Below are 24,749 nucleotides of genomic sequence, written 5' to 3'. Positions count from 1 at the left end.
TTAATCATGAAAACGATCTTCACCATCATTTTATGTGCTTTAGCAATAAATATCAGTGCACAGACAAAAAAAACACCGGTAAAAAAACCGGCAGCAAAAACAGTTACCAAACCAGCTGCAAAAACAACAGCGGTAGCCAAAGCGAGCACCAAACCAATTAGTTATAGCACATCCAACAACTACAAAACTGCTGTAGGGGTAAAATTTCTATATGGTATATCGCTCACCGCAAAGCACTTTTTAAAAGAAAAGCACGCCTTAGAGGGCATATTTACCTACAGGGGTTTTAACGGCCTGGGCACCCAGATTGGCGTGAGTGTAGCGTACGAATACCACCAGCCTATTAATGGGGCACCAAACTTGAAATGGTATGTTGGTGGTGGTGGTCATTTCGAATATTTTTCGTTCGATGATGATTTAGTTGATCCAGCTACTACCATCGGTGCTTTAGGTGTTTTAGGACTGGAATATAAGCTTAAAAGTATTCCCATCGCCATTAGTGCCGATTGGCAGCCTGTATTCACTTTTAATAGTGGCGGAGGTTTCAGTGCCGAAAATGGTGGGATTGGCGTAAAATATACATTCTAAACGGCGGGTTATGAAAAAGATGCTCATCCTTGCCCTATTAGGCTTTACATACCTGGGCAGTAGTGCACAGATCCGCTCACAGGTGCCGGTAAAAACACAGCTACCCACAAGCCAGACTGACATAGAAAAAATTAAGATATCTTTTCCACAGCCAGCTACCTTACATGATGATGGTGGTTGGGAAAAGGGACCAGGTAATTGGCTAGCTGCATTAAAACAACCTGTTAATTATCGGGCTGGATTATTATTTTTAGACCGCAAGACTAATGGCCTAATTAAATATTTTATGATTGAGATCCGTTTTGTTAAAGCAGGAGCGATAGATTTAACAGCAAATAGTATGGTCACAAGCCAGCCAGGTAAAAACACATGGAAAACCGTTTTTGGCAAAGAGAATGAGGTAGTAAAACAAACCATTATGTGTTCTGAAAGCGATTTTGGTACTGAGGTGTACCTTTACCTGAAAAATTTCAGGCCATACAAGCGTACTCAGGTGAATTGAGCAATGGCGTAAAGCACTGTCTTTCTACGCTATGAAGATTTCTTTAGGAAGATCGTTAAAAGTCAGTTTTTAAAAAGAATAAAGAGTTTGATGATTGTCGGTAAGAGGTCGTCGTTGCGAAGCCAATTTTCCAATTGAATAGTCTGTACAGATTATTATTGGTAACGCAATCTTTATAGCAAATGAAATAAAATTACCACTCCGCCTGGTGGCAGAGAAAATCTCATTATAATTTTGGCTAACCGGATTTAAAACCCGAATTTTAGCATTAACACATCTCCCTATGTTAAAGGCAGTTATTTTAGACGATGAAACCCGAGGAAGTAAACTACTCTCACAGAAACTTCAATCTTTCGAAGATGAACTTCAGGTTGTGGGTGTTTTTAATGAACCTGCAAAAGCCCTGGCTGCAATTATTGCGTTAGATCCGGATGTGCTGTTCCTTGATGTGGAAATGCCCGGCCTCAACGGATTCCAGTTCTTAGAGCGCTTGGGAAGTTTTAGTTTTGAGGTAATTTTCACCACCGCCTACGATAGCTATACGCTGGAAGCACTTCGTTTAAGTGCTGTGGATTACCTCATGAAACCCGTAGATGAAGATGATCTAAAAACCGCCATAATCCGTTTGCGTAAACGCGTTGCTGGTAGAATGAGGCAACCAAGCAAGAAATCTGAAGTTCTAAATGCGAGACTAGCCTTACCCACTGCCGAAGGAATTTATATTATCGATAAAACAACCATTATCAGGGTAGAAGCCATGAGCAACTATAGTGTTTTCCTGCTTACCGACAACAAGAAAATCATCGTTTCAAAAACACTAAAAGAATATGAAACACAATTGAACGATGATTTTTTTATGCGCATTAACCGTTCGGTAATTGTAAACCTGAGTTATGTGGTTAAATACCGCAAAGGTGACGGAGGCACTTTAGAGTTCAGTGATGGTGCAGAGGTAGAAGTTTCGCCACAGCGTAAAGAAATGTTATTGCAAAAGCTATTCTAAGTGATCTTCTTTTATCAATTTATAATGTCCGGGCCAACCCATACAGCGATCACATAACCAATATAAAATTATGAAGCAAATATTGGTAAGCGGAATTTAACCTTCACTTTGATGTTTGAACACACAAAATGGATGCATGTTCCGTTATTAACCCAGATAACAGCAAAAAAATTTTGAAAGCGAGGGATGGAGCCTAGGTTCTAAAGCTTCTTACTTTAATGGCAAGGCCTGTAATCATAAACGCCTGTCACCAAAAATAAGCTCAGTCTATCTGCATCCGGCTTTCAGCAGATTATCACTTTCTAAGGTCTAATTCAACCAAACGCTGACCAAATATACATGGCCTTATTAGCAAAACAGATTACACCGTTAAATTTCAGTCTTGACGGCAAATGCTTTCAATTGACCTGTGGCAGGCATTTTTAGCATATTACTTTTGCATTGGGAACAGTTCTAGTAATGTAACGCTGCAAGTCCTTAACAGCCACCTGAAGCGTATCGTTAGGTATTTTTCCAGTTATTACCGAAAATTGATTGGATTTAGTCTGCGCATTTACGCTGCTGTAAAAATGCAGGTAAGAAGTACATAGCTCCGAGTTACACTTGCTTCAAAATTAACCTTACTTGACATGTATTGAGTGTTCTTTTAGGGTGAATTGTAGGGAAAATTAGTTATCCGCCACAATGAGTACTTATTTCGTACCGCCTATACTCTTGTTTTTAATGGTATTACCATTAAACCGGATATTTTCTAGAATGGCATCTTTTACGTTATCAAAAACGAACACAGGGCGGATATCTTGTGCTTGAGTCGTGATAGAAACATTAGTGACATACAAACCATTTACATGACGCGCGTACAAACTGTTTGCAGGCAGCTTCAGTCCAAACATCCGGTTTTCCGGATAACCCCTGTCGTTTTCAGGTACCCGTATAGGAAAGTCTTTTGTGGAATTGACATCGCCGGGCAACATTAGCCTAACATTGTAAATCCGTATATCTTGAATAACGCTTTCCGGCAAGCCAGCAATAACTGAAGGAATAATGCTCTGCGACTCGGCAAACACATCATGAATTGAGATATTGCGCATAATTGATGGCTTTCCATCTTCGTTCAAAAAACGTTTGCTCACCCTAATCATTATTGGGCTAATTACATCAGTCATCACAACATTGGAAATATTGATGTTTTCCACGATACCGCCATCAACTCCTAAAATCACAATTCCGGTATTTACGCTATTCGTATTGATTTTTTTAACAATGCCTGGCAAGATATTCCACTTTCTTAAGAGGTCCCGAGACGGCTTTTTGATTACAATATTACTAACCGTGATGTTTTTGAAGCCACCTCTCGAACCTGTGCCAAACTTTAAACCGTTGCAATTAGAGGCTAACACACAATTGTTGGTTGTAATATTCTCACATGGCTTGTCCGTATACTCACTTTTAAAACATAGCGCGTCATCTTCCGAATCAATGATGCAATTGCTTACAGTAATGTTTCTACCATCTATATCCATGCCATCAGTATTCCAGTTAACAAAGCTATTGATGTAGAGTCCATCGATAGACATCTCTTCACAATCGGATATAGAGACTGTAATCTGTGCAGAATTAAGAATGCGTACACCTTTAAGCGCCACATTTTTACAGCCGATAAAAAGAACATTCATCGGCTTACCATTCTTGTTTTCACCTAATTGAAATGCCCTTCCTTCACCAGCACCTTTAATTGTTCCTTCGCCAATGATGCCAGCGTTCGTCAAATTATCTGCAATAATCAAGGCTTTTAACCAAGCCACGTACATTCCATTGTGTGTGATTGTAGCATGCTTCTTTTTGGATGAAATGTCATGTTCAGGGTAATCGCTTACGTGATAGCTCCCCTGCAATATTGCACCAGGAAGTAGCCGGAGATATACATTGGACTTCAGAAAGATTGTTCCAGTAAAGTAGGTCCCAGCTGGAACCTGAACTTCGCCACCTCCATCTTTATTACATTTATCAATTGCAAACTGTATCGATTTGGTGTTAAGTTTGGTACTATCGGAATTAGCACCAAAATCTCGGATATTATAAGTCTGGGCGTAGCAAGATGATACAAATAATAAGAAGACAAAATACAGGACTGTTCTCTTCATGTTAAGGCAGGTCAAATGTCATCGTATGCGGTTTATAAATGGTTTAAGCAAATCTATTCTTTAGTGAGCTGATATTCTTTACCATAATTTGCAATGGTTTGAACTTAATTTGCGACAAGGTTATTTGCCTTTATTCTACAATACTACTGGAGCATTAAAACTGGGCCAGATAACGTTTACTCCACCCCTCATGATATTGTTGGGAGAAACTACTGTGATGCTGTCCGGAGGTTATCTTTACGCAAAGGCCGATAAGACATACTTCAGTAAATTTGTTATCCCCATGCTGATGTTGACCAGGACAATTCCAACCTTTACAGGTTGAAGATACCCAATAAGCATTTACCATAAAATTCTTCAATTACGAAGTAGAATAATAATTCTAACATCGTTTTTCAGTTTAGTCAGGATGAGAAGATTGGAACTTCCACCCTCCAGCACCCCATGCTGGCGCGATACCTGGCTACGCTACATCTCGATTAACCGATCCCAAAATTAAGCGACTGTTACAAGACTTAACAGATATGGCACCATCTGCTTAATTTCTTTATTCAGTACATTTTGCATTTTACAATAAATTAATTTGGAGATTCTCCAATAAACAAGATATCTACAATAGGGTGTCCAGCAGCATTTAATACTTGGTAGTAGAATGTTAGAAAAATCAAATATTTACGACTCCAGACTCCATCTAACGGCAAGTGGAGAGACTTAATCCAGAAATTAAATTCGATGAAAATGGTCTGTATCCAAGTGGACTATCTCTTAACAGACTTATAACCGCATTTTGAACTTCATCCAGAATATCCCAATCCTTCTCGATATAAATATCAGTAGTCTTTCGGGTTTCATCTACATGGTTTAATGCAAGAGCAACATCATCTTTACTTTTTCGACATTTATTTCTGGCTATTGTAGCAAAACTGTGTCTTCCCCAATAAAATGAAATTCTTGGGATTTCAAGTTCTCGGCAGATCTTGTTAAAGCCTTGACTAAGTGCTGAATTCATGCCCGTTGCAGAAGAAAATCTTTCATGAAGTTTTCCGACATATTTATCGAGAATGGGTTTCATTTCATCAATTATTTTGATACTTATAAAAGCTCTATCTCTCCTTTTAGACTTAGTCTTCATCCTATTGTATTCGAGCCTACCATTGTACATATTCTCTTTTCTAAAATGAAAAATATCAACAGCATTAGTGCCGCATGCATAAAAGGAAAGCATAAACAGATCCCTTGTTGTCGCTTCAATACCATCTTCAATCCTTGGCTTGTAATCCCTGATTTTCTTGATTGTTTCAATATCAATATTCCTTTTTCTCGTTTCGGGAGCAGGCTTAATTTTATATTTTTTAAAAGGATAATGGGGAATCCTGATTATTCCCAGGTCCTCATCGTTATAGGTATCTCTTGCTACATTGAAAAGCCCTCGAAGATCGCGCATTGCACCCGCTATTCCGGCATCAGAAAGGCCTACAGTTTTGATTTGAAATTTAGTACCATTACGATGGACACGGTTCAAGGTCCGGGGCTTTCTTAAATAAGCCTCGTAATCCTTCAACATCTTCGAGGTAACCTCATCGATAAAAACTTCTTCCCTTTCAAAATAATCAATTAGGTGATTTACCGCGCTTCTGAAATTTGTTACAGTTCCCTTACGTCCCTCAGCCTTTAACTTTTCAATATGTTTTCTACCGAAAGAGATGAACTCGACTTTCTCTCCATCCGCCTGAATATATTCTAACAATTGTTCACAGGTATAATAATCTACCCTATCATTTAAATTTGTTAAAGATTCACGATATTTAAAAACTGTATCGTAGATTGGCTTCGCGGCAAACATGTCTTTAATGTTGTAATTTTGGTCTAATTGTTTTCTAACTACAAATTGCTTGGTGTCAATGTAGCGGGTTTGTCTTTTATGTGTTAGACGAATCTTTACATTGAAGGTCCCATCTTTTTTCATCTGATGTTTGAGTACCACTGCACTTATTGTTGCCATAATAATGTAATAAAAAAAACTGTAAATTATTTGTAAAACAGGGCTGTTTAATTCATCAAAAAAGCCTGTTGAACTCAAAAAAATCAAATTTTAGATTTTTGAGTTTAATGAAAAATATTGGCTTATAGATGGCTTTAAGGCCTATTATTATAAATTTATACAATCTTTTTCACATTAAAGACCCAAAATTCCGGTACCATCGATATGAGTTCGAATCTCGTCGGGAGCACTAAACGAGACAAATCAGTTTTCATGCTGTTTGTCTCGTTTTTTATTTTACGTAACTCGTTATTATTCACACATATTAACTTTACCCTAAAGAAACCACAACCTATTGACGCTTCTTAACCAAAAACAAATTATTGATTAATTCTAATAATCAGTATTTTTCAGAGACTTTGCAATCAGCGGAGCGGAATCAATGAAATTGGTTTATCTTATAGTATCCATAATGATTTTTCAGGGGATAGCTAACACAATTTTGAGCTTTTAAAGCTACATCTTACTAAACACTGGCAGCCTGTGAAACTCCACCTCACTTTTCCCTACACACCGTTTTCACTTTCGATGTTATTTAATGATATTCTCCCCGGTTCCTGCTCAAAGGTTGGGCATTTTGACTGAAGAGGATAAGATACAAGATCAAATAGTGTATAAATATTGGATCTCTAAATTGTAACCAAGGCCAAGTCCGTTTCTGGAGATGGATACGGGTTTGATAAAACAGAATGTACAATTTTCCTATAGCTTCTGCCAATAGGAAGCTTGTAGTTATTAATTTCAATTGTAACTGTATTAAAAGCATTTACACTATCGATAGCAGCTAAAAAAGACCTGTGGATTCTAAGAAATCTTTTATTTAATAACTGTAGTTCCATTAATCAGACCGGATGTACTCCATGTTCTTATTTACAAAAAATTACCTCTTTCACAAATCTGCTTTATTATAAGCCATTTAAAACTTAATAGATTTTACATTAATTTTAAAGGGCCAGGGGCTTACGATCAGCAGACCCTGACAACTTTCATATCCAATAGTTCCCCGAGTTTCTCGATCTTATCGGCAATGTGACCTACCCCAACTGCACAATGATGTGCCGGCCCGTTAAGATTCCATGCGTTCACAAACTTACGGGCACCAATACTGAATCTGTAGCGGCTATTGGTATTTCCAATTTGCAGAATAGGTCCCTCCACCGATTCTCCCTCCGCTACCAGAAGCATAAGCTTACCGTCATTAGTCTCGGCCACTGACAATAAGGTAACGGGGCCATTCTTCACAGACATTTCTACCGATAAGCCTCTGCCAACTTTTCCATGGTATACCTTAAGCGGCTTCACTTTTGTTTTTCCTTCCGCAATAGCTATGTGACCAGGGCCATCATGCCCCATCAAAACTATATCATCCTTGAAATCCATGGCATAATACTCTGTAAAAGACCCCCCAACTCCAAAGCTATCCATGATTTTCATCGCCTGAACATTTTTTATTTCGTATTCTCCTGCCACTGGAATGCCGCGAGCCGTGAGCAACGAATTCCCTAAGATAATCGAGCTGATCGCATCTTCGTTTTCTTTGTTTCCCGTTCCCTTGTAATAGTATGCAAATGATCCAAGTTTATATTTTTCGGCAAGTAGGTCCAATGCAACTGATGTTCTTGAGGATTCTTGAAGGTCTTCGAGAGAACAATCGGCCTGCATATCGAACTGTAGCTTGAAATGCTCAATTCTTTCCGCAACCTCACTTTCTGTAACCGTTTTTCTTAGCGAGGCAAGTTCTTCCACTTCAAGCATTTCAATATGCCCTCCAAAATATGCATATTGTTTTGTCATATCGGTATAGATATCCAGCATACCGCTGTAATAATGTCCCATACAGCCCATGCGGTTGTACGACATGATATTTTTAACCTTTGCAGCCTCAACCCATGCTGATACCTCCTCCCAAAACTCTTCATCTCCATTGAGCATACCTGTAACCTGGTGAAACTTAATTCCTGTGCGGTTAAAAACGTTTGCAATTTCGGGAACCGGACAGGCCGCGCAAAATGCCAGCCACTCTCCTGTCATTTTTACACGATCATCCATCTGGTTAAACGTTTCATAGTTTATAGCAGCTTCAGGCGATACATTCAAAATAATAACAGGAACTTTAGCCTTTTGCACCACAGGCAGAACTGTTGATGAAAGTGCATATGTGCTCACATAAAGAAATATAAGATCTACGTTTTCACTCCTGAAACGGTCTCCTGCATCAAATGCCTTATCAATATTGTCTACAATACCAAGATTGATCACATCTGGATGAAATGTGTTAATTTTTTTTTCAATAGTAGAAAGATAATTTTTTAATCTGTCTTCCAAACCTTCGAACTGCTCCCAGTAGGTATCAAGGCCAATACCGAAGAGACCAATCTTCAATGAATTTTTGCGCATCTTTATTTAGTTTCTATTTTTTTTATGGACAGCTTATGTCTCTTTGAAATTTACCAACACCGCTTTTCCCTGCAATGGTTAAGCAATCGGAAACGATTTCATAGTAGGTGCTTTTAACTTAAATAATCCTATTATTTTTATCTATTTGGTCAGGTAAAATCTTTCAAATTATTTTCTGCTAAATCTACTGCTTGGTCAGTGATGAAGAAATACACTTTTTGATCATTGAGATTCATATTTTGATTTTTATTGCGCTTATAAACTTATCAATAGGAAGAACTTCATTCTTTCCTACTCAGGAATTCCTTTCTATATCTAGATGGCGAAAGATTCATCTTAGATTTGAAGAGCCTGGAAAAATAATATTCAGATTCAAAGCCGTTCTGATAGGCAATATCGCAAATGCCCAGATCAGTTTCGAGCAGCATTTTGGCTGCTTTTTGGATTTTGAGGTTCAGCTGGTATTGTCCGGGCGACTGGCCTGTAATTTCTTTAAACGATTTCCTAAACCACGCATAACTTACATTATGTTTTTCTGCAAGCTTTTCCGGCGAAATATCACTGTTCAAATTTTCATGGATGCTATATTTGATATTATTGATAATCTGAGATTTGCGGCTACTGGACTGCAATTTTAAAAGCGCTGAGGCATATACCAGTCCCAAAAGCTGAATCGTTAAACATCCGGCAAGCTGATTGCTTCCCATTCCATCAAATTTTATGGTATCAATCAGCTGGATAAAAATATTGATAAATTCGGCATTAAAGCCCATATATATCAAGGGGTGTTCAGGGCTGAAACAATCCTGTTTCATCAGGTGATTGGCATAACTACCACCGAAACCTACCCAATATTCGCTCCAGCCATTTTCCTCATCCGGTTTAAACCGATGCCATATCCCTGGATACAGAAAAAAAATGGTTCCTGGCTGTACATTTACCTGACCGATAAATTCGGCTTCAAAAATACCTGTCCCCGATGCGATGTACACCAACTGGTATTCGGAGAGTACCCGGCCTTTTGCATAATCGAAAAAGTATTCATCCGGATGTACGGCATCTGGATATATTTTTCCAGCAGGATGGATATAATGGCCCACATTTAATATCGAGATTCCCCAATCAGGTTGATTAGCATCTTCTCCGGCACCTGGATTTATATATTTTCGGAAAGTGTCCATATTGGTTAGTTCAAGTACCTAATTTAAGCAAAACACTCCGTTACCAAACAAGTTCTGATAATTAATATCAAAAAGTGCATTAAAAAACCCAAAACATGCAAACTTTCAAGACAGTGTCGCAACAACTAAATCGTTTACGTAAATAATTCAGCACAAATATTACTATCTGAGGCATTTAAATGACAACTTTATCGGCCAGGTGTAATCGCCAGGTTTAATTTTAACCAAATAACTCAGTAAAGATGAATGCAAGACTGATTTATCTGCAGCAGAATTTTATGCCGTTACCAACCAGTACTATATTCACCCTAACACCATAAAACTATTATTTTCAGATGAAAATCAAATTTTCTTTGGGACTGATCTTTTTGAGCATCTCCCCTTTCCTAGGCATTGCACAACAATTGGGTCCGTTTCCATTTAACCATACTAACTTGCCAGTAGAAACCAGGTTGCAGGACCTGATGAAAAGACTGACCATCGATGAAAAAATCGGTATGTTATCAGAAACATCCTTACCGGTAGAACGTCTGGGAGTAGCCAAATACTATTACGGCAATGAAGGTCTGCATGGGGTAATGCGCCCCGGAAAATTTACGGTTTTCCCACAATCCATCGGTCTGGCCGCGTCCTGGAACCCTACTCTGATCAATCAGGTCGCGACTGCAATATCTGACGAGGCCCGGGGCAAATGGAATGAACTCGGGCAAGGCAGGAAACAAACTGCGCCATTTAGTGATTTGCTCACCTTATGGTCTCCAACAATTAATATGGCCCGAGATCCCAGGTGGGGCCGGACAGCAGAAACTTATGGTGAAGATCCCTATCTCACCTCACGCGCTGCAGTAGCCTATATCAAAGGGCTGCAGGGCAGCGATCCTAACCACATAAAAGTAGTAGCCACTCCAAAACACCTTGCAGCCAATAACGAGGAAAACAACCGTCTTGCTGCAAATGCCATTATCTCCGAAAAAACGCTTAGAGAATACTATCTTCCGGCTTTTCAAAGCAGTATAACTGAAGGCAGGGCACAGAGCATCATGTCTGCGTATAATAAAGTGAACTGGATACCATCAACAGCAAGCAGGTGGCTCTTAACAGACGTATTGCGCAAAGAATGGAAATTTGATGGCTTTGTTGTGAGTGACTGTGGTGCACCCTGCAATATCTTTAGTAAACATCAGTTTACCGGCTCGCTGGAAGAAGCAGCAGCAGCCGCAATAAAAGCTGGCATGGATATGGAATGTGCAGCCGGATGTAGTTTAATCAGGGATTATTTAAAATTGGCATGGCAAAAAAAATTGGTAAGTGATGAGGAAATAAACAATGCCGTAAAAAACGTATTACGGGTAAGATTCCGCCTTGGACTGTTCGATAGGTTAGGATATGGTCCTTACGACAAGATCAGCCCTTCGGTGATAGGTAGCGCTGCACATCAGCAGTTGGCCCTAACTGCTGCTAAAGAAAGTATAGTACTTTTAAAAAACGACAAACGCATACTTCCGCTCCAGGCAGACAAGATCAAATCGATAGCTGTTGTTGGACATAATGCTGACATCAACGTTTTTGGGGGCTATAGCGGTGTTCCTTTAAACACACCAATTACCCCATTACAGGGCATAAAAAATATCGTTGGAAGTGGAACAACTATAAACTATGTACCCACTAAACTCGACTTGTTCAATGTAGAAATGATACCTTCAGCTGAGTTATTATCACAGAGTGGGCAAAATGGGCTTGATGCTGAATATTTTGACAATAAATTTCTGGAGGGAATACCTAAGAAAAGAATCGATGCACAGGTAAATTTTAGCACCAAAGAAAACCCGCCTGATCCATTTATCCCCGCAGGAAAGAAATCTATACGCTGGAGTGGCTGGCTGGTGCCTGATAGAAGTGGCGAATACACATTGGCAGTAAGTTCTGACGATGGATCACGCACCTGGTTTGATGGTAAAATTGTTATTGACAGCTGGAAAGATAGGGGTGAAATACTTGATAGTTTTAGGGTAAAGCTAGAAGCTGGCAAAAAATATCCGGTAAAAATTGAATATTACGATACCGGAAACGATGCAGTATGCCGTTTTTGGTGGCACACACCTTTTTCAAAAGAACGTGTATACACCGCACAGGTTGAAGCGGCAAAAAAAAGTGATGTGGTGGTTGCTGTAATCGGTACCGGACTATATAATGAACGTGAGGGTCACGACAAAGAAAGCCTTGATCTTCCAGGAGATCAAATGGCGATGTTAAAAGCTGTTTATGAGGCAAACCCAAATGTGATTGTGGTAATGGTAACGGGTAGCCAACATACCATCGGATGGATAAAAGAAAAGATCCCGGGCATTGTAAATATGTACTTTGGAGGAGAACAGGCAGGCAATGCCATTGCATCTGTACTTTTCGGAAAATATAACCCTTCCGGAAAATTGCCACTTACCTATTACGAAAGTCTGGAAAAGGTACCGGCTATGGACAGGTACGAAATAAGCGAAGGCAGAACCTATATGTATTATCCAGGAAAACCGCTTTATGAGTTTGGTTATGGACTTAGTTATACCACATTCAAATATGGCAATTTAATGGTGAAGAAAATATCGGCTGGCATGAAGAAAAAGCTATCGGTTCATATTGAGATCGAAAACACAGGCAAAATGGACGGTGAAGAAGTAGTACAGCTTTATTTAAGCTATCCTAACTCAAAACATCCTGTACCGCTTAAGCAGTTGAAAAGCTTTAAAAAAGTGTTTGTGGCCAGAGGTAAAACTGTAAAAGTTGATTTTTTAATTAATGAAGAAGATATCTCATTTTGGTCGGTTGAGCAAAAAAGCTGGTTACCAGAAAAAGGAACGGTTATGATCAATATTGGTTCTTCCTCAAAAGACATCCGTTTGCATTCCCTGATCAGCTTGGCTCAGTAAAAGCAGGTCATGAAAGAAAAACGATGTTTGGTTAACACACTTGGTAATCGGGTAATTACAATTATCCAAATCCACAGAAAATACCGTAGCTTAATACAAAAAGCAAATCAATACACAAATATATTTCCAGCATCACCATGAAAATCCTTCCGTACCTTTTTATTTTATCGTTGTTTTTCTCTAAAGCTAGCGCTCAAAGCAAATCATTCAACATTGTCGATTTTGGCGCAAAATCAGGTCTGCAATTTTCTAACAGCAAAGCTATCCAAAAGACTATTGATGCTGCCTCAAAAGCAGGTGGCCGTGTAATTATCCCATCCGGGCAATTTGTTACCGGGCCTATTCAACTTAAATCAAATGTAGAACTTTACCTGTCGGATGACGCAGAACTATTAGGAACCGTAAACCGTTTAGACTACGGGAAACAGCGTGTAAGCGCCCTTATTTATGCAAAAGCACAACATAATATCGCAATTACCGGCAAAGGAACCATTAATGGCCGTGGTGCCGAAGTAGTAAAGAACCTGTTGCTACTCTTGCATCAAGGCATATTAACCGATGAAACCTGGGTGGTTAAACGCCCATCAGAAAGCAACAGACCCAGGCTGATTGCCTTTTCCAACTGCGAGGATGTTTCAATTAAAAACGTAACCATGAAAAACAGTGCAGGTTGGGTTCAGGATTTTGTCAACTGTAACAGGCTTTATATCGATAGCGTTACAGTAGAAAGTACAGTCTATTGGAATAATGATGGTATCGATATCGTAAACAGTAAAAACGTGCGCATTACCAATTGCAATATTGATGCTGCCGATGATGGCATCTGCTTAAAATCTGAAGGAAGTCCGGGCATCTGCGAAAATATATTTGTAGCCAATTGCATTATCCGCTCGAGTGCCAGCGGTTTTAAACTGGGTACAGGTTCTTACGGCGGCTTTAAAAACATCAAGGTACGCAATATCACCGTGTACAATACTTACCGCTCTGCAATTGCCCTAGAGGCCGTTGATGGTGGTTTTATAGATGGCGTAGATATCGAAGGTGTTACTGCAAAATACACAGGAAATGCCATTTTTATCCGTTTAGGACATAGAAACAAAACCAGTGAGTACAGTAGTATCAAAAACATCCGTATTGCCAAGTTAAAAGCCGATATTCCAAATGCCAAACCTGACGCTGGTTATCCATTAGAAGGACCACTTCCTAAAGTACCTCCGCACAATTTACTTCCAGCATCAATTACAGGTATTCCCAATCATTTCGTTGAAAACGTAATCCTCGAAGATATTGAGATTACATATGGTGGTGGCGCATCCGAAAAAGTTGCCCATATCCCGCTGGATAAACTGGACAGCGTAGTGGAAAATGAAGCCGGGTATCCTGAATTTAGTATGTTTGGCGAACTGCCGGCCTGGGGATTTTATGTTCGACATGCCAAAGGCATATCTTTTAAGAACATTAAACTGGGATACAAAACATCCGATTTTAGGCATGCTTTGGTTTTCGATGATGTAAGTTCGATCAACATTGATGGGTTACAGATCGAAAAAGGAGAAAACCCTCACCAGATCATCCTAAAAAAAACAGAAAAGGTTTCGATCAAAAATCTCAAATTGCCATTTAACACTAAAGACGCTGTAAAAGAGCTCCCATAATATGATCTGATAGCCACCTAAGGCAATTCAGAGTTGTAATTAAAGATTATGGTTTTGATGGCGTTTAAGCATGAGCCATCCACTTCTGGGAAAATTCATTATCCCAGAGTGAGGATTAATAAGACTAGTGAAAAAGGATTTTTTTTTTATAATGTGGTGGGTGGAAATCTCCACAATTTGCAGGGAATACCAGAACAAACGGATTGGTAATCGATGATATTTCTGAAGCTTACCCGTTGATAAGATAAAAACGACTTTGAATATGGAAAGTAATCACATTACACATCAAGCGCCCACTAATAGCAGCTATATTGTTCAGCGTCAAATCATGGCAACAGCTTATCGTCATTTAAGAGGTTAAGCTGCCACCATTCATTTAATTACCGTGTTTCATAGGTAGACGAAACAAAATATCCCGTTATCAACAAATTTGCAGCTGATTGTTCCAATTACTAGTTCTTCTTAATCACGAAGTGATAATTACCTGCTTCGGCATTATACACTAATTTATCAGGTTCAGCTCTTAAAAAACTTAAACCATCGGCTTTGTCAAGAGGCACCCCTCCTTCTTTCACTAGGCTGGTCTTGCCGGATGGTATATAAATTGTAGCCGAGGTATTTACCGGAATCGAAACATCCATTTCAAGGCCATTATCTGTTCTCTTCCAACTACAGGTAATATCGCCGCTTATCGATTTGAAAGATCCTTTTACCCAGTTAAGGTCTGGCAATACTGACGGCTTGATGATAATTTTTCGGAAACCAGGACCGGATTCATCAGGACTGATACCAACCAGGTCATTAAAAAACCATTCATTGATCTGTCCGGACATGAAATGGTTCTGAGAGCCAAAATCACCAACACCGGCATCCCATTTTTCAGTCAAACTGGTTGCCCCTTTTTTAATCTGGTAGCCATAACCCGGTTTATCAGACTGGTTGTTCATATCAAACACCACATCTGAATGCCCGCCATCGGCCAGTGCCCTCAGTAAAAAGCGGTATCCCACTTCTCCAGAGTTAAAACTATTGTTATTTTTCCTGATACTATCTACCAATGCACTCAACAGCTTAGGTCTGTTCTGGGGCTCAACAATATTGAGGAATAATGGTAAGGCACTGGTTGTGTTCGAACCGGTTGCATACAATCCTGATGTAGGATTAAAAAATTTATCGTTAAATGATTTGCGGATCTGTTCACTGGATCTATGGTACATATCTGCATCTGACTGTTTACCAAGTTGTTTGGCAATGTTGTACATGATAAGATTATCGTAATAATATATTGCAGTTCCGGTAAAGGATACTGGAGTGAGCTGTGATCCCCAGGCAGGCTTCGGACCGATATCATACCAATCGCCAAGACCAGTAACAATAATGTTGTTTTGAGCCGATGAGGATAAAAAGGCCACATATTTCTTCATCCGTTCATAGTATCTTTCAAGCAGGGAAATATCGCCCGAAAACAAATATTGCTGCCATGGAACTATAATAAACGAGCTTCCCCATTCTGTAGAGTTGCGAAAACCGTTAGTGAGGTCGGGAGAACCGGCAATAAAATATTCCGGGGCGATATTCGGAACAAATCCGTTTGCCAGCTGTGCATCTGCCATATCGCTCATCGTTTTGCGGAACAGTGGAGACATATCGAAGTTGTACCTCAGCGAGGGACCATTCAACTGGTTTTCTTCTAACCAGCCCATCTTTTCGCGGTGCGGGCAGTCGGTCATCAGGCTCTGCATATTACTTCGCTGTGCCCACCGAACCAACTCGTAAATTTGGTTAAAAAGTGTGTTTGAGGTAGAAAATTTACCCACAGGCGTGGATGAAGAGTGTACAATCAAATCCTCCAAAGCCTCCACCCTCGGCAACTGCCCACCAGATTTGGCTGCAAAAAGCTCTACCTGAACGTATCTTGCGCCCTGATAAAAGAATTTAGGTTGCCAGCGCTCTACTCCTATTCCTGCAAGCGTATATTGCCACCATGCCGGCCTGGCACCATCCTGTGTAGCTGATTTACGGTCGATTAGGCCATCTGCACCCAATAATTCTGACGGAATCATCCGAACAAATGATCCTTTTTCTCCACTAATAGCAAGTTTTGGCATCATAGCAGCATTCTGCCCAAAATCGTAAATAAACAAGTTATCTTTAATTTTAGTAACCTTAACCGACGATTTGGTTTCAATAACTTTTACCGCAGGAGCAGCAAAAGATAGTCCCTTTAATTTTCCTCCCGGGCCAGCAGAAACTACAGCCATTTTCCAATCCTTATTCGTTTCGAATGCAGCCGTATTCCAGCCGATAGGTTCCAGGTTGGCATTATAATCTTCGCCTCCAAACATATTCGAATAGGTAATTGGCCCAGGCGCAACCTGCCATGTTTTATCGGTACCAATTGTTTTTACTATACCATCAGCGTATTCTAAGCGGATCTGTGCAATTGCTTTTAAGGGCCCGTAAGAATTTAGGAATTTAACATAGCGAATAGAATCCGGTTGGATATTATACATGCCATTCCCTAAAATAATCCCAATGGCATTGCTTCCAGATTTAAGTTTATCCGTAATGTCGTAAGTACTGTATAAGATCGTCTTTTTATAATCTGTCCATCCCGGCGTTAGTAAATCTTCACCAACTTTTTTGCCATTAACCGAAAGTTCAAATTCAGACATGCCGCTAATGAAAATTACGGCACGGACTAAACCCTTGTTTATTGAAAAGTCTTTTCTCAATGCCATAGACGAATAATTGGGCAAAACCGACCTATCTAATGGTTCATCAGTTAAATTCTGTTTGTCCCATCCATTGGCTTCATTGCTATCAAGTGATTGTACCAGCCTTTCGGAGGCGATATTTTTTCCGTTTGATAACACTTCAATCTGCCTGAGTGCAAACTGAAAGTTTCCTTTCCATCCCCACAATTTATTTGCGGTTATTCTTACAAATCTTCCTGTGGCATTTTTAACATTGAACGATACTGGTTTCCACCCCGGATTATTGAAATTTAGGGTAGTATAATCAGCAACCATAGTGGCCTCTGTAAAACTTTCGTCATCCGATATTTCTACTTTAAAGTTAAAAGGAAAACCATAACCTGCACGGTCTTCAAAAAACATGGGTGTGATGCGGATGGAAGAAATAGGTGATTTTTTTTTCAGATCGATCTGAACCCACTTGGTTGCATTTTGCGTTTCTGCACTTTTGGCCCTATACCCAAATGGGCTAAGCGAAAATTTTTCCGCTCCTGCTCCACTGATCCAATTGGCAACCCAATCTTTATCTGACAATAGTCCCATTGTAAATGTTGCGGCATCGCTCCATTCAGAAATTGTTCCTTTATTATCCCATACACGTACTTTCCACCAATATTTTTTACCTGATTTTAACGGCTGGCCCATATAACTGATATAGGCCATCTGACTAGATGCTATCTTACCCGAATTCCACGCATTACCTTTATCGTTCTTCAATAACTGCTCTGCATCTGAAACGAGTATCTGATAAGCAAGTTGTTTTAATCCCCTTTGACTATTTGTAGCTGTTAGGATATAGCTCAGGCCTGGGTGAACTACATCTACTCCTAGCGGATTATAGAATAGTTCGCACTTTAGATCTGTTGGCTTTAGTGCTGAAAAAGCAAAGCAAAAAGAATTGGTCAGCAACAACAGAAAAACGGTAAAATATCTTTTGGATTGAAACATAATATTGGGATAATACAATTAAAGGAAACACCACTTAGCTAATGTTTCCTTTAAAATAAGTTAAAAATAAGGATTTAACGCAACTTCAGATGCTGGGATCGGAAATAACAACCTGATATTGGTATACGATGCTGGCGATGGTGTAATACCAGCCGGGAAGTAGTAATTCAGTGGATTTGCCTTGAACCGGATACCAAAGGCCTTCATCACCTCATCAGCCTTCCCTGTTCTTACCAGATCAGGCCATCTTTTGTTTTCAAAAGCTAGTTCCACTCTTCTTTCATTCTGTATCGCATCCCTAACGGCGGTTTGTCCTGATGCTAAACTAGCTGTTAATCCCGTCCTTGGATTTGCCCTGACCATGTTTAAATAGGTTAAAGCATCACCTGGCCTATTCTGTTCATTTACTGCTTCGGCCAAAAACAAAAGTACTTCCGCGTAGCGGTATACCGGCCAGTTATCGTTTGTATTATTGGTAACCGCATGTGGGTGACTATATTTTTTGATGTACGGATAACTAACCCCACCTGCTGTAAGGTAACCGATCGATGCATCCTTCCGCTTATCATTTGCCTCGTAGGCGGCAATAATATCTGGTGTTGGAAGATTAAATCCCTGTATGGTTCTTGGAACTTCTTGTATCCCGGTTATTGCTGTTATTTCTGCCGCTGAAATAGGTTGAATAAGAAAAGTGTAAAAGAAATTGCTGGAAAGCCCTTCATTTCCTTCTTTATACTGTATTTCGAAAACCGATTCGCTATTGTTTTTTTGTGAAGGATTAAAAACATTATTGTAATCAGACACCAATGAATAACCCGTAACCTCTTTGAGTATTGCTTCAGCGTCAGCCCATCTTTTTAAAACCATATAAACGTTGCCAAGCAGTGTTTTTGCAGCACCCGATGTAGCCCGTCCTGCCTCCTGGCTAGCCTTGTTGGGCAACAAAGTAGCCGCCTGTTTAGCATCTGCAATAATCTGTGCATACACATTCTCAACACTACTCAAAGGAAGTGAAGTCTCATCAAGCGTTTTGGCAGGTTTAAGGTGCAAAGGCACCTGTCCGAAATACTGAACCAGGTCGAAGTAGGCAAATGCCCTTAAAAAGTAGGCCTGTCCTTTGATATTGTTCTTTGAGGCAGCACCAAAATCGATCCCATCAATCGGTTCAAGAACCTGGTTTACCCTTGCAATTATAGAATAATCGGTAAAATATTTATTTGCCGAAACCGGGTTATTCGCATCATCGGTAAAGTCTTTAATATATTCGGACTGAATGCTCCCCCTATCGTTAGGATTATATTTATAGGTTGTGTTGTCAGACCGCTGCTCTCCCATTGCCCATGCGCCGTTCTGCCCTCCGTAAAGACCACGAAGGGGAGCATAAGCACCGTTGATGGCCTGTTGAAAATCGCTTTCTGTTTTAAAGAAAACGGGGGTACTTAATGCGGTTTTTGCAGGAATTTCCAAAAACCCCTTTTTGCAGGCTCCCAATGAAACCATCAGGATAATAGCCCAGAATATATTCTTGTTCATGATCGTCAGATTTAATAGTAATTTGATTATTTAAAATTTACATTTAACCCGAAAGTGAATGTCCTTGGAACCGGGTAGGCAGAAAAATCAAGACCCTGCGACAGCGAATTTGGTGCATTTCCATTAAGATCGGTACCAATTTCCGGGTTTATACCATCGTAATTAGTAAAAACAAAGGCCTGCTGTATACTCGCGTAAAAGCGTACACTCTTTAATACTTTTAACTTCTCTACGGGAAGGCTGTAACCCAGGGTAATGTTCTTGATGGTCAGATAACTTCCATCCTGAACAAAGCGGGTATGGAACTGGGCACGGTCATCTCCTGTTGATGCGGTTGTTTTTCCGTATTTACCAGCACCTGGATTTTGTGGCGAGCGCCATCGGTCTTTCACTTCTTTAAGTACGTTGAACACACCGTCAAGGTTTGTTGTTCCCTCATCCATCATTCTTGCAATATCATTGCCGTACGATCCACTTGCAACCACGGTGAAGTCAAAGTTTTTATAAGTAAAACTGTTTGTCAGTCCGAAAACAAATTTTGGGAACGGATTGCCGATCACTGTTCTGTCGCCTTCCTCATCACCATATTTGATTACGCCATCGCCGTTAAGATCGCGAAACTTAATAGTACCCACCTGTGAATTGACGCTTTTTGGAGAACTGTTAAAATCTGCCTGATCCTTATATACCCCATCCTGGATTAGTCCCCAGAACTGTCCTATCCTTTGTCCAACTTGGGTGATTGATCTCGCTGTGCCATTTCCGGTATACAAACGGTCGCTCAGCGAAGACAGCGCCAGTACTTTATTGTCGCTGAAAGCAATATTAAAATTGGTGTTCCATTTAAATTTACCGACCAGGTTATTGGAGTTAATGGCAAACTCGTGTCCCCAGAATTTTATTTCACCAACATTCCCTGTGAATGAGGAGAAGCCGGATTCGCGCGGTACGGCCAGAGAGAACAACAGGTCGGAGGTTTTTTTGCTATAATAATCATAAGTAAAGTTGATACGGTTATTTAATATGGAAAGATCAATCCCAAGGTCTAACTGTTTAGTTGTTTCCCATCCCAACACGTCGTTCCCTAAATTGGTTACCGCTACACCACTTGCCGTTGTAGAACCGAACGGACTGTTTACGCCACTCGATACTGTAGCATACTGTGTATAATTGCCAATATTGTTATTTCCAGTAACCCCATAACTTCCACGGATTTTAAAGAATGATACCAGTTTCAAATCGCGTAAAAATGATTCCTGGCTTAAAACCCATCCCGCAGATACCGAAGGGAAATTCCCCCATTTATTTGCCGATCCGAACCGTGAAGAACCGTCACGGCGGATACTTGCAGCGAAAAGGTATTTGCCTTTATAGTTGTAGTTCAAGCGTGCCAGAAATGAAGTAAGGCTCCACTCCTGTATATCGGAGGTAGAATTATTTTTGATCAGGGCCCCAGCTATGGTTTCGATCCTATCATCGGGATAATTAGATCCACTGATGGTACTGTAATCACTACGGTATTTTTGCTTGGTAAAACCTGCCAAAACATCAAATCCGTGATCATTGATCTGTTTTGAGTAATTAACTGTATTTTCCGACAGCCAGGACTGGTATTGATAGTTTGAATCAAATAATCCTGCAGAAAGTGGACTTGGCGTTGAAGCGAAAGCCCGCGAAGCTGTAGAAGGCTGAAAAGAATGGAACAGTGACTGTGCAAAATCTACATTGATACTGGATTTTAGCACCAACTTGCTGATCGGCTCGTATTCTACGTAACCGTTGGACAGTATTCTGTTGTCTTTGCTTTTATTGGTAATATCCTGAATAGACCTTACCCAATTAGGTGTAGGAAAAGCCGTAATACCAGCTGTGGTAACGGTGACCGGATAAGAACCGTCAGGATTTTGATAATTAAGAACAGGCGGTGTTAAAAGCGCATTGTTAATTAAACCGCCGCCACCAAAAAACATCCCATCGGTTGATGGTGAATTATTTACGGTGTGTGTAGGTGCAAGATTGAAACCTACTTTAATCTGATCGTTCACTTTAAAGAGCGAGTTGAGGCGAACTGAAAAACGTTCGTAACCTGAATTTAAAAGTACCCCATCCTGCTTAAAATAGCCGGCAACAATCGAGCTGCTGAAGTTTTCTTTATTGGTATTTAATGAAATGCTGTAGTTTGTTAAAGGCGCAGAACGTAACATGGCGTCGTACCAATCATAACCTTCTCCATATTGCGTCGGATTTTGAAGCGGAACAGGTACTGGTTGCCCTAAATCCTCGTAATATTCTTTTTTAAACTGCGCCCATTCTGTACCATTCATCATATCAGGCCGGCCTTTCTGTGGTACTTGCTGAGTGCCTGTATAAACACTTGCCGAAATATTGGTCTGGCCAGATTTGGCAGCTTTGGTCGTTACAACAACTACGCCAAAAGCCGCCCTCGAACCGTATAACGAAGTTGAGGCCGCATCTTTTAAAACTGTGATATTTTCGATCTCATCTGGATTAATGTTACTGATATCGCCAGCGATAGGGAAACCATCAACAACATATAAAGGCCCGGCCCCTGTTGAAATAGATGCACCGCCCCGGATACGTACCTGTAGCCCCTGGCCTGGTTTACCCGATGCCTGATTGATCTGTACGCCTGCAAGTTTTCCTTGAAGCTTTTGTGTGATCTGAGCTGCAGGGATATCCTGAAGCTCTTTTGCGTTCACCGTCTGCAATGCACCGGTAGAACTTCTCTGTGTGGTACTGCCATAGGCTACCACCACAACATCATCCAGGGCTTTGCTGTCCTCTACCAACTGAACATTAATGCTTGTTCTATTACTAACGGGCACTTCAAGGGACTTAAAACCTACATAAGAAAAAACCAGTGTTGCCGTTTGGCTTGAAAGCGTAATTTTATAACTGCCATTTGCATCTGATGTGGTTACATTTTGGCCACCCTTAACGCTCACACTTACACCTGGAAGTGTCTCGCCCATGGTAGAACTGATCTTACCAGAAACGGTAAAGGCCGGTGTTTGCGCCCATAATGGCTGGGAAATAAACAGGCTGATTGCCAAAGCAAAAAGCGCAATCAAATAATGGGGCCTACCTTTTGTTTTAAGGTAGATTGATGTAGAAATTCTCATAATCTGTTATCTGGTTAGCGACTAATGATTGATTAGTTTTTTTAATCAAAATTAATGTCGGAAGCACGCTAAAAAAATGCATAATTTGAGCATTACCATATCCAAATTGATTTTTTTAAGCAAATACTGACCATCTACAGCCTAATTCAATAAAAAATTACAACTGGAGCCGCGTATCGCAAAAGATACTTTGTATGGGGAATTCCACTTTGTAATGGACCGCCAAGCTCCGCAGGATTTCCAAAAATCAGAAGAGCAAAATTTAGTTGAAACCTACTACAAAGCGAATTCTCTTGTAACAAGCAATACCAAGATCACAGGCTGTTTAAATCAGTATGTATATCTGAAATAATCAACATCTACATATCCCGATGCTTCATCATTATTATAGTTAAAAATACCGATACGGTCGCCGCGATAGCTGCCCCATTCCAGTTGGTACTGGTCGCCAAAGGCAATAAAATCTGTACCATTGGTACTATAATAATATTGACTTCGGCCGTCAGACCCCCATGTTGATTTTAGCCATAAAATTTTGTCCAAAATTTTGGGACCATAAACAACCTTATTTTTCAGGTTTAGTACAACAATCAACTCGCTGTTTTTTTTGGCAACTCCAAATGAAGAATATTCAGGAGCACCAAAGTGGGTTATACCACATTTTTGCCCATCTGTTACCCCTTTAAGATCTAATTTCACAATTGCCTCGCTTTGTGTTGTCCGCATGGTACGTTGTGTTAAGGTATTTCCGGCTTTTAGCAGATTATCCTTTTCTAAAGGCTTAAATGCCCAAAGCCTTAGCCACCCTTTGCGTGCTTTCAGAGAGAATTTTTCGGTCCTGGGCTGATAGTTCCATTCCCACTGCGGCTGAATTTCAGCCTGGTTAAAATCATCACTGGATTGTGGAAAGGTTTTTCTGCCTGCCACCGGTTTTTTGCCGGCCCAAACCATGTTTCCAATAGTATCTGTCCCTACCTTACCCAATATTGGCCAACCATTTACCCAATTAACGGGCAACAGGCTCATATTACGTCCCGACCAGTCTCCGGAAGAGCCATGATGCGTGAGAAAATACCATTTACCATTAACGGCATTTACGATTCCGCCCTGATTAGGTTCGTGAAAATTTTTCTGCGCATGCCCGATCTGTTTAGCAGGACCGTAAGGACCTGATATTGTGCTGCCCTTCCTGATCATTACGACCCGTCCACCTGCTTTTACTTCACTAAAAAAATGATAGTATAGACCATTAATTTTATAGAGTTTATTGGCCTCACTACCTTTGGACTGATAGATCACCTTATCTGACCCTTCAACAATTTTTTCGCCGTTCTGGCTCAGCTTAAATAAGTGGATTTTATAGTTATCGGCGAAATTACTTCCCACCAGATAAGCCTGACCATCGTCATCCCAAAAAGGACAGCAATCATCCCAACCTTTTTCGGCCAATACGTTAACCAATGGTGACCAAGGTCCCTTGATATTTTTCGAGGAGGTCATGAAGTATCCCTCGTCAGGCGTTCCAAAATAAATAAAGAATTTGCCGGCATGGTACCTGATTGATCCGGCCCAGATCCCTTTCCCGTAACTATCCATCCTGTCCCAATTCAATTTAGGGGAGATCTTCGATACATCATTTACAGCATGTCCGGCAATTGTCCAATTTACCAGATCCTTAGAGTGGAGGATAACCATGCCGGGAGAATACTGAAAAGTAGAAGATATTGCATAATAATCATCCCCCACACGGATACAGTCGATATCACTGTAATCGGCCGGAAGTAATGGATTGTTATAAGTTCCATCTCCCTGGTCGCCCCATTTTTCCCAGTACCCCCATTTCACATTTTGATTATGTTCTTGAGCCTGTACATATTGTGATGAGAGGCCAAAGATGACACAAAAAAATATGCCCTTAAATAGCTGTTCCATAATTA

Annotated in this window: 14 protein-coding genes and 1 tRNA gene; 5 read left to right on the top strand and 10 right to left on the bottom strand. The window is 40.3% G+C overall.

Features of this window, described 5'->3' with window-relative positions; translation table 11 throughout:
- Positions 1 to 6: 6 nt before the first annotated feature.
- The 3 genes from EZ456_RS04065 (at position 7) to EZ456_RS04055 (ending at position 2,093) form a co-directional block, all read left to right on the top strand.
- Entirely contained in the window at positions 7 to 588 is a 582-nt protein-coding gene (locus tag EZ456_RS04065) for a hypothetical protein (protein ID WP_131527557.1), read from the top strand.
- Positions 589 to 598: 10 nt separating this feature from the next.
- Positions 599 to 1,090, top strand: a complete 492-nt coding sequence (locus tag EZ456_RS04060; protein WP_131527554.1) for a hypothetical protein — start codon at positions 599 to 601, stop codon at positions 1,088 to 1,090.
- A gap of 283 nt (positions 1,091 to 1,373) precedes the next feature.
- Positions 1,374 to 2,093 (top strand): LytR/AlgR family response regulator transcription factor, encoded by a 720-nt coding sequence (locus tag EZ456_RS04055; RefSeq protein WP_131527552.1) that lies wholly within the window; start codon positions 1,374 to 1,376, stop codon positions 2,091 to 2,093.
- Positions 2,094 to 2,785: 692 nt separating this feature from the next.
- On the opposite strand, the gene EZ456_RS04050 is transcribed toward EZ456_RS04055, so the two are convergent.
- The 6 genes from EZ456_RS04050 to EZ456_RS04025 all read right to left on the bottom strand — a co-directional run bounded on the left by EZ456_RS04050 (position 2,786) and on the right by EZ456_RS04025 (position 9,856).
- Entirely contained in the window at positions 2,786 to 4,237 is a 1,452-nt protein-coding gene (locus EZ456_RS04050) for a glycoside hydrolase family 28 protein (protein WP_131527550.1), read from the bottom strand.
- A 404-nt stretch (positions 4,238 to 4,641) separates the two neighbouring features.
- Positions 4,642 to 4,715 (bottom strand) — tRNA-Pro (locus EZ456_RS04045).
- A gap of 213 nt (positions 4,716 to 4,928) precedes the next feature.
- Entirely contained in the window at positions 4,929 to 6,239 is a 1,311-nt protein-coding gene (locus tag EZ456_RS04040) for a tyrosine-type recombinase/integrase (protein WP_131527548.1), read from the bottom strand.
- A 668-nt stretch (positions 6,240 to 6,907) separates the two neighbouring features.
- Positions 6,908 to 7,117, bottom strand: a complete 210-nt coding sequence (locus tag EZ456_RS25775; protein ID WP_131527546.1) for a LytTR family transcriptional regulator DNA-binding domain-containing protein — start codon at positions 7,115 to 7,117, stop codon at positions 6,908 to 6,910.
- 127 nt (positions 7,118 to 7,244) lie between these two features.
- On the bottom strand, positions 7,245 to 8,675 hold the full coding sequence (locus tag EZ456_RS04030; protein WP_131527544.1) for an arabinose isomerase: 1,431 nt from the start codon (positions 8,673 to 8,675) through the stop codon (positions 7,245 to 7,247).
- 281 nt (positions 8,676 to 8,956) lie between these two features.
- Complete coding sequence (locus EZ456_RS04025; protein WP_131527542.1) at positions 8,957 to 9,856, bottom strand: helix-turn-helix domain-containing protein; 900 nt, start codon at positions 9,854 to 9,856, stop codon at positions 8,957 to 8,959.
- A 335-nt stretch (positions 9,857 to 10,191) separates the two neighbouring features.
- Here EZ456_RS04025 and EZ456_RS04020 point away from each other — a divergent pair, with 335 nt between their 5' ends.
- Both EZ456_RS04020 and EZ456_RS04015 read left to right on the top strand, forming a co-directional pair.
- Positions 10,192 to 12,777 carry a glycoside hydrolase family 3 C-terminal domain-containing protein gene (locus EZ456_RS04020; RefSeq protein ID WP_131527540.1) on the top strand — a complete coding sequence of 862 codons (2,586 nt, stop codon included), beginning with the start codon at positions 10,192 to 10,194 and terminating at the stop codon, positions 12,775 to 12,777.
- Between the two features lie 137 nt (positions 12,778 to 12,914).
- Positions 12,915 to 14,432, top strand: coding sequence for a glycoside hydrolase family 28 protein (locus EZ456_RS04015; RefSeq protein WP_131527538.1), 1,518 nt, complete (start codon positions 12,915 to 12,917; stop codon positions 14,430 to 14,432).
- Between the two features lie 452 nt (positions 14,433 to 14,884).
- Here EZ456_RS04015 and EZ456_RS04010 read toward each other — a convergent pair whose 3' ends face one another.
- From EZ456_RS04010 to EZ456_RS03995, 4 genes are all read right to left on the bottom strand, one after another.
- The gene (locus tag EZ456_RS04010) at positions 14,885 to 18,136 is read right to left on the bottom strand and encodes a family 78 glycoside hydrolase catalytic domain (RefSeq protein WP_131527536.1); all 3,252 of its coding nucleotides are present in this window, start codon (positions 18,134 to 18,136) and stop codon (positions 14,885 to 14,887) included.
- A gap of 60 nt (positions 18,137 to 18,196) precedes the next feature.
- Entirely contained in the window at positions 18,197 to 19,669 is a 1,473-nt protein-coding gene (locus EZ456_RS04005) for a RagB/SusD family nutrient uptake outer membrane protein (RefSeq protein WP_131527534.1), read from the bottom strand.
- A gap of 26 nt (positions 19,670 to 19,695) precedes the next feature.
- On the bottom strand, positions 19,696 to 22,812 hold the full coding sequence (locus EZ456_RS04000) for a SusC/RagA family TonB-linked outer membrane protein (protein WP_131527532.1): 3,117 nt from the start codon (positions 22,810 to 22,812) through the stop codon (positions 19,696 to 19,698).
- A gap of 330 nt (positions 22,813 to 23,142) precedes the next feature.
- Complete coding sequence (locus tag EZ456_RS03995) at positions 23,143 to 24,744, bottom strand: glycoside hydrolase family 43 protein (protein WP_131527530.1); 1,602 nt, start codon at positions 24,742 to 24,744, stop codon at positions 23,143 to 23,145.
- Positions 24,745 to 24,749 lie beyond the last annotated feature (5 nt).

Origin of the sequence: Pedobacter psychrodurus, from assembly GCF_004331735.1 — a bacterium.
Classification (GTDB): domain Bacteria; phylum Bacteroidota; class Bacteroidia; order Sphingobacteriales; family Sphingobacteriaceae; genus Pedobacter; species Pedobacter psychrodurus.
Note: the sequence above shows the minus strand (reverse complement) of the source record. Positions and strands in the feature narration are given on the sequence as shown.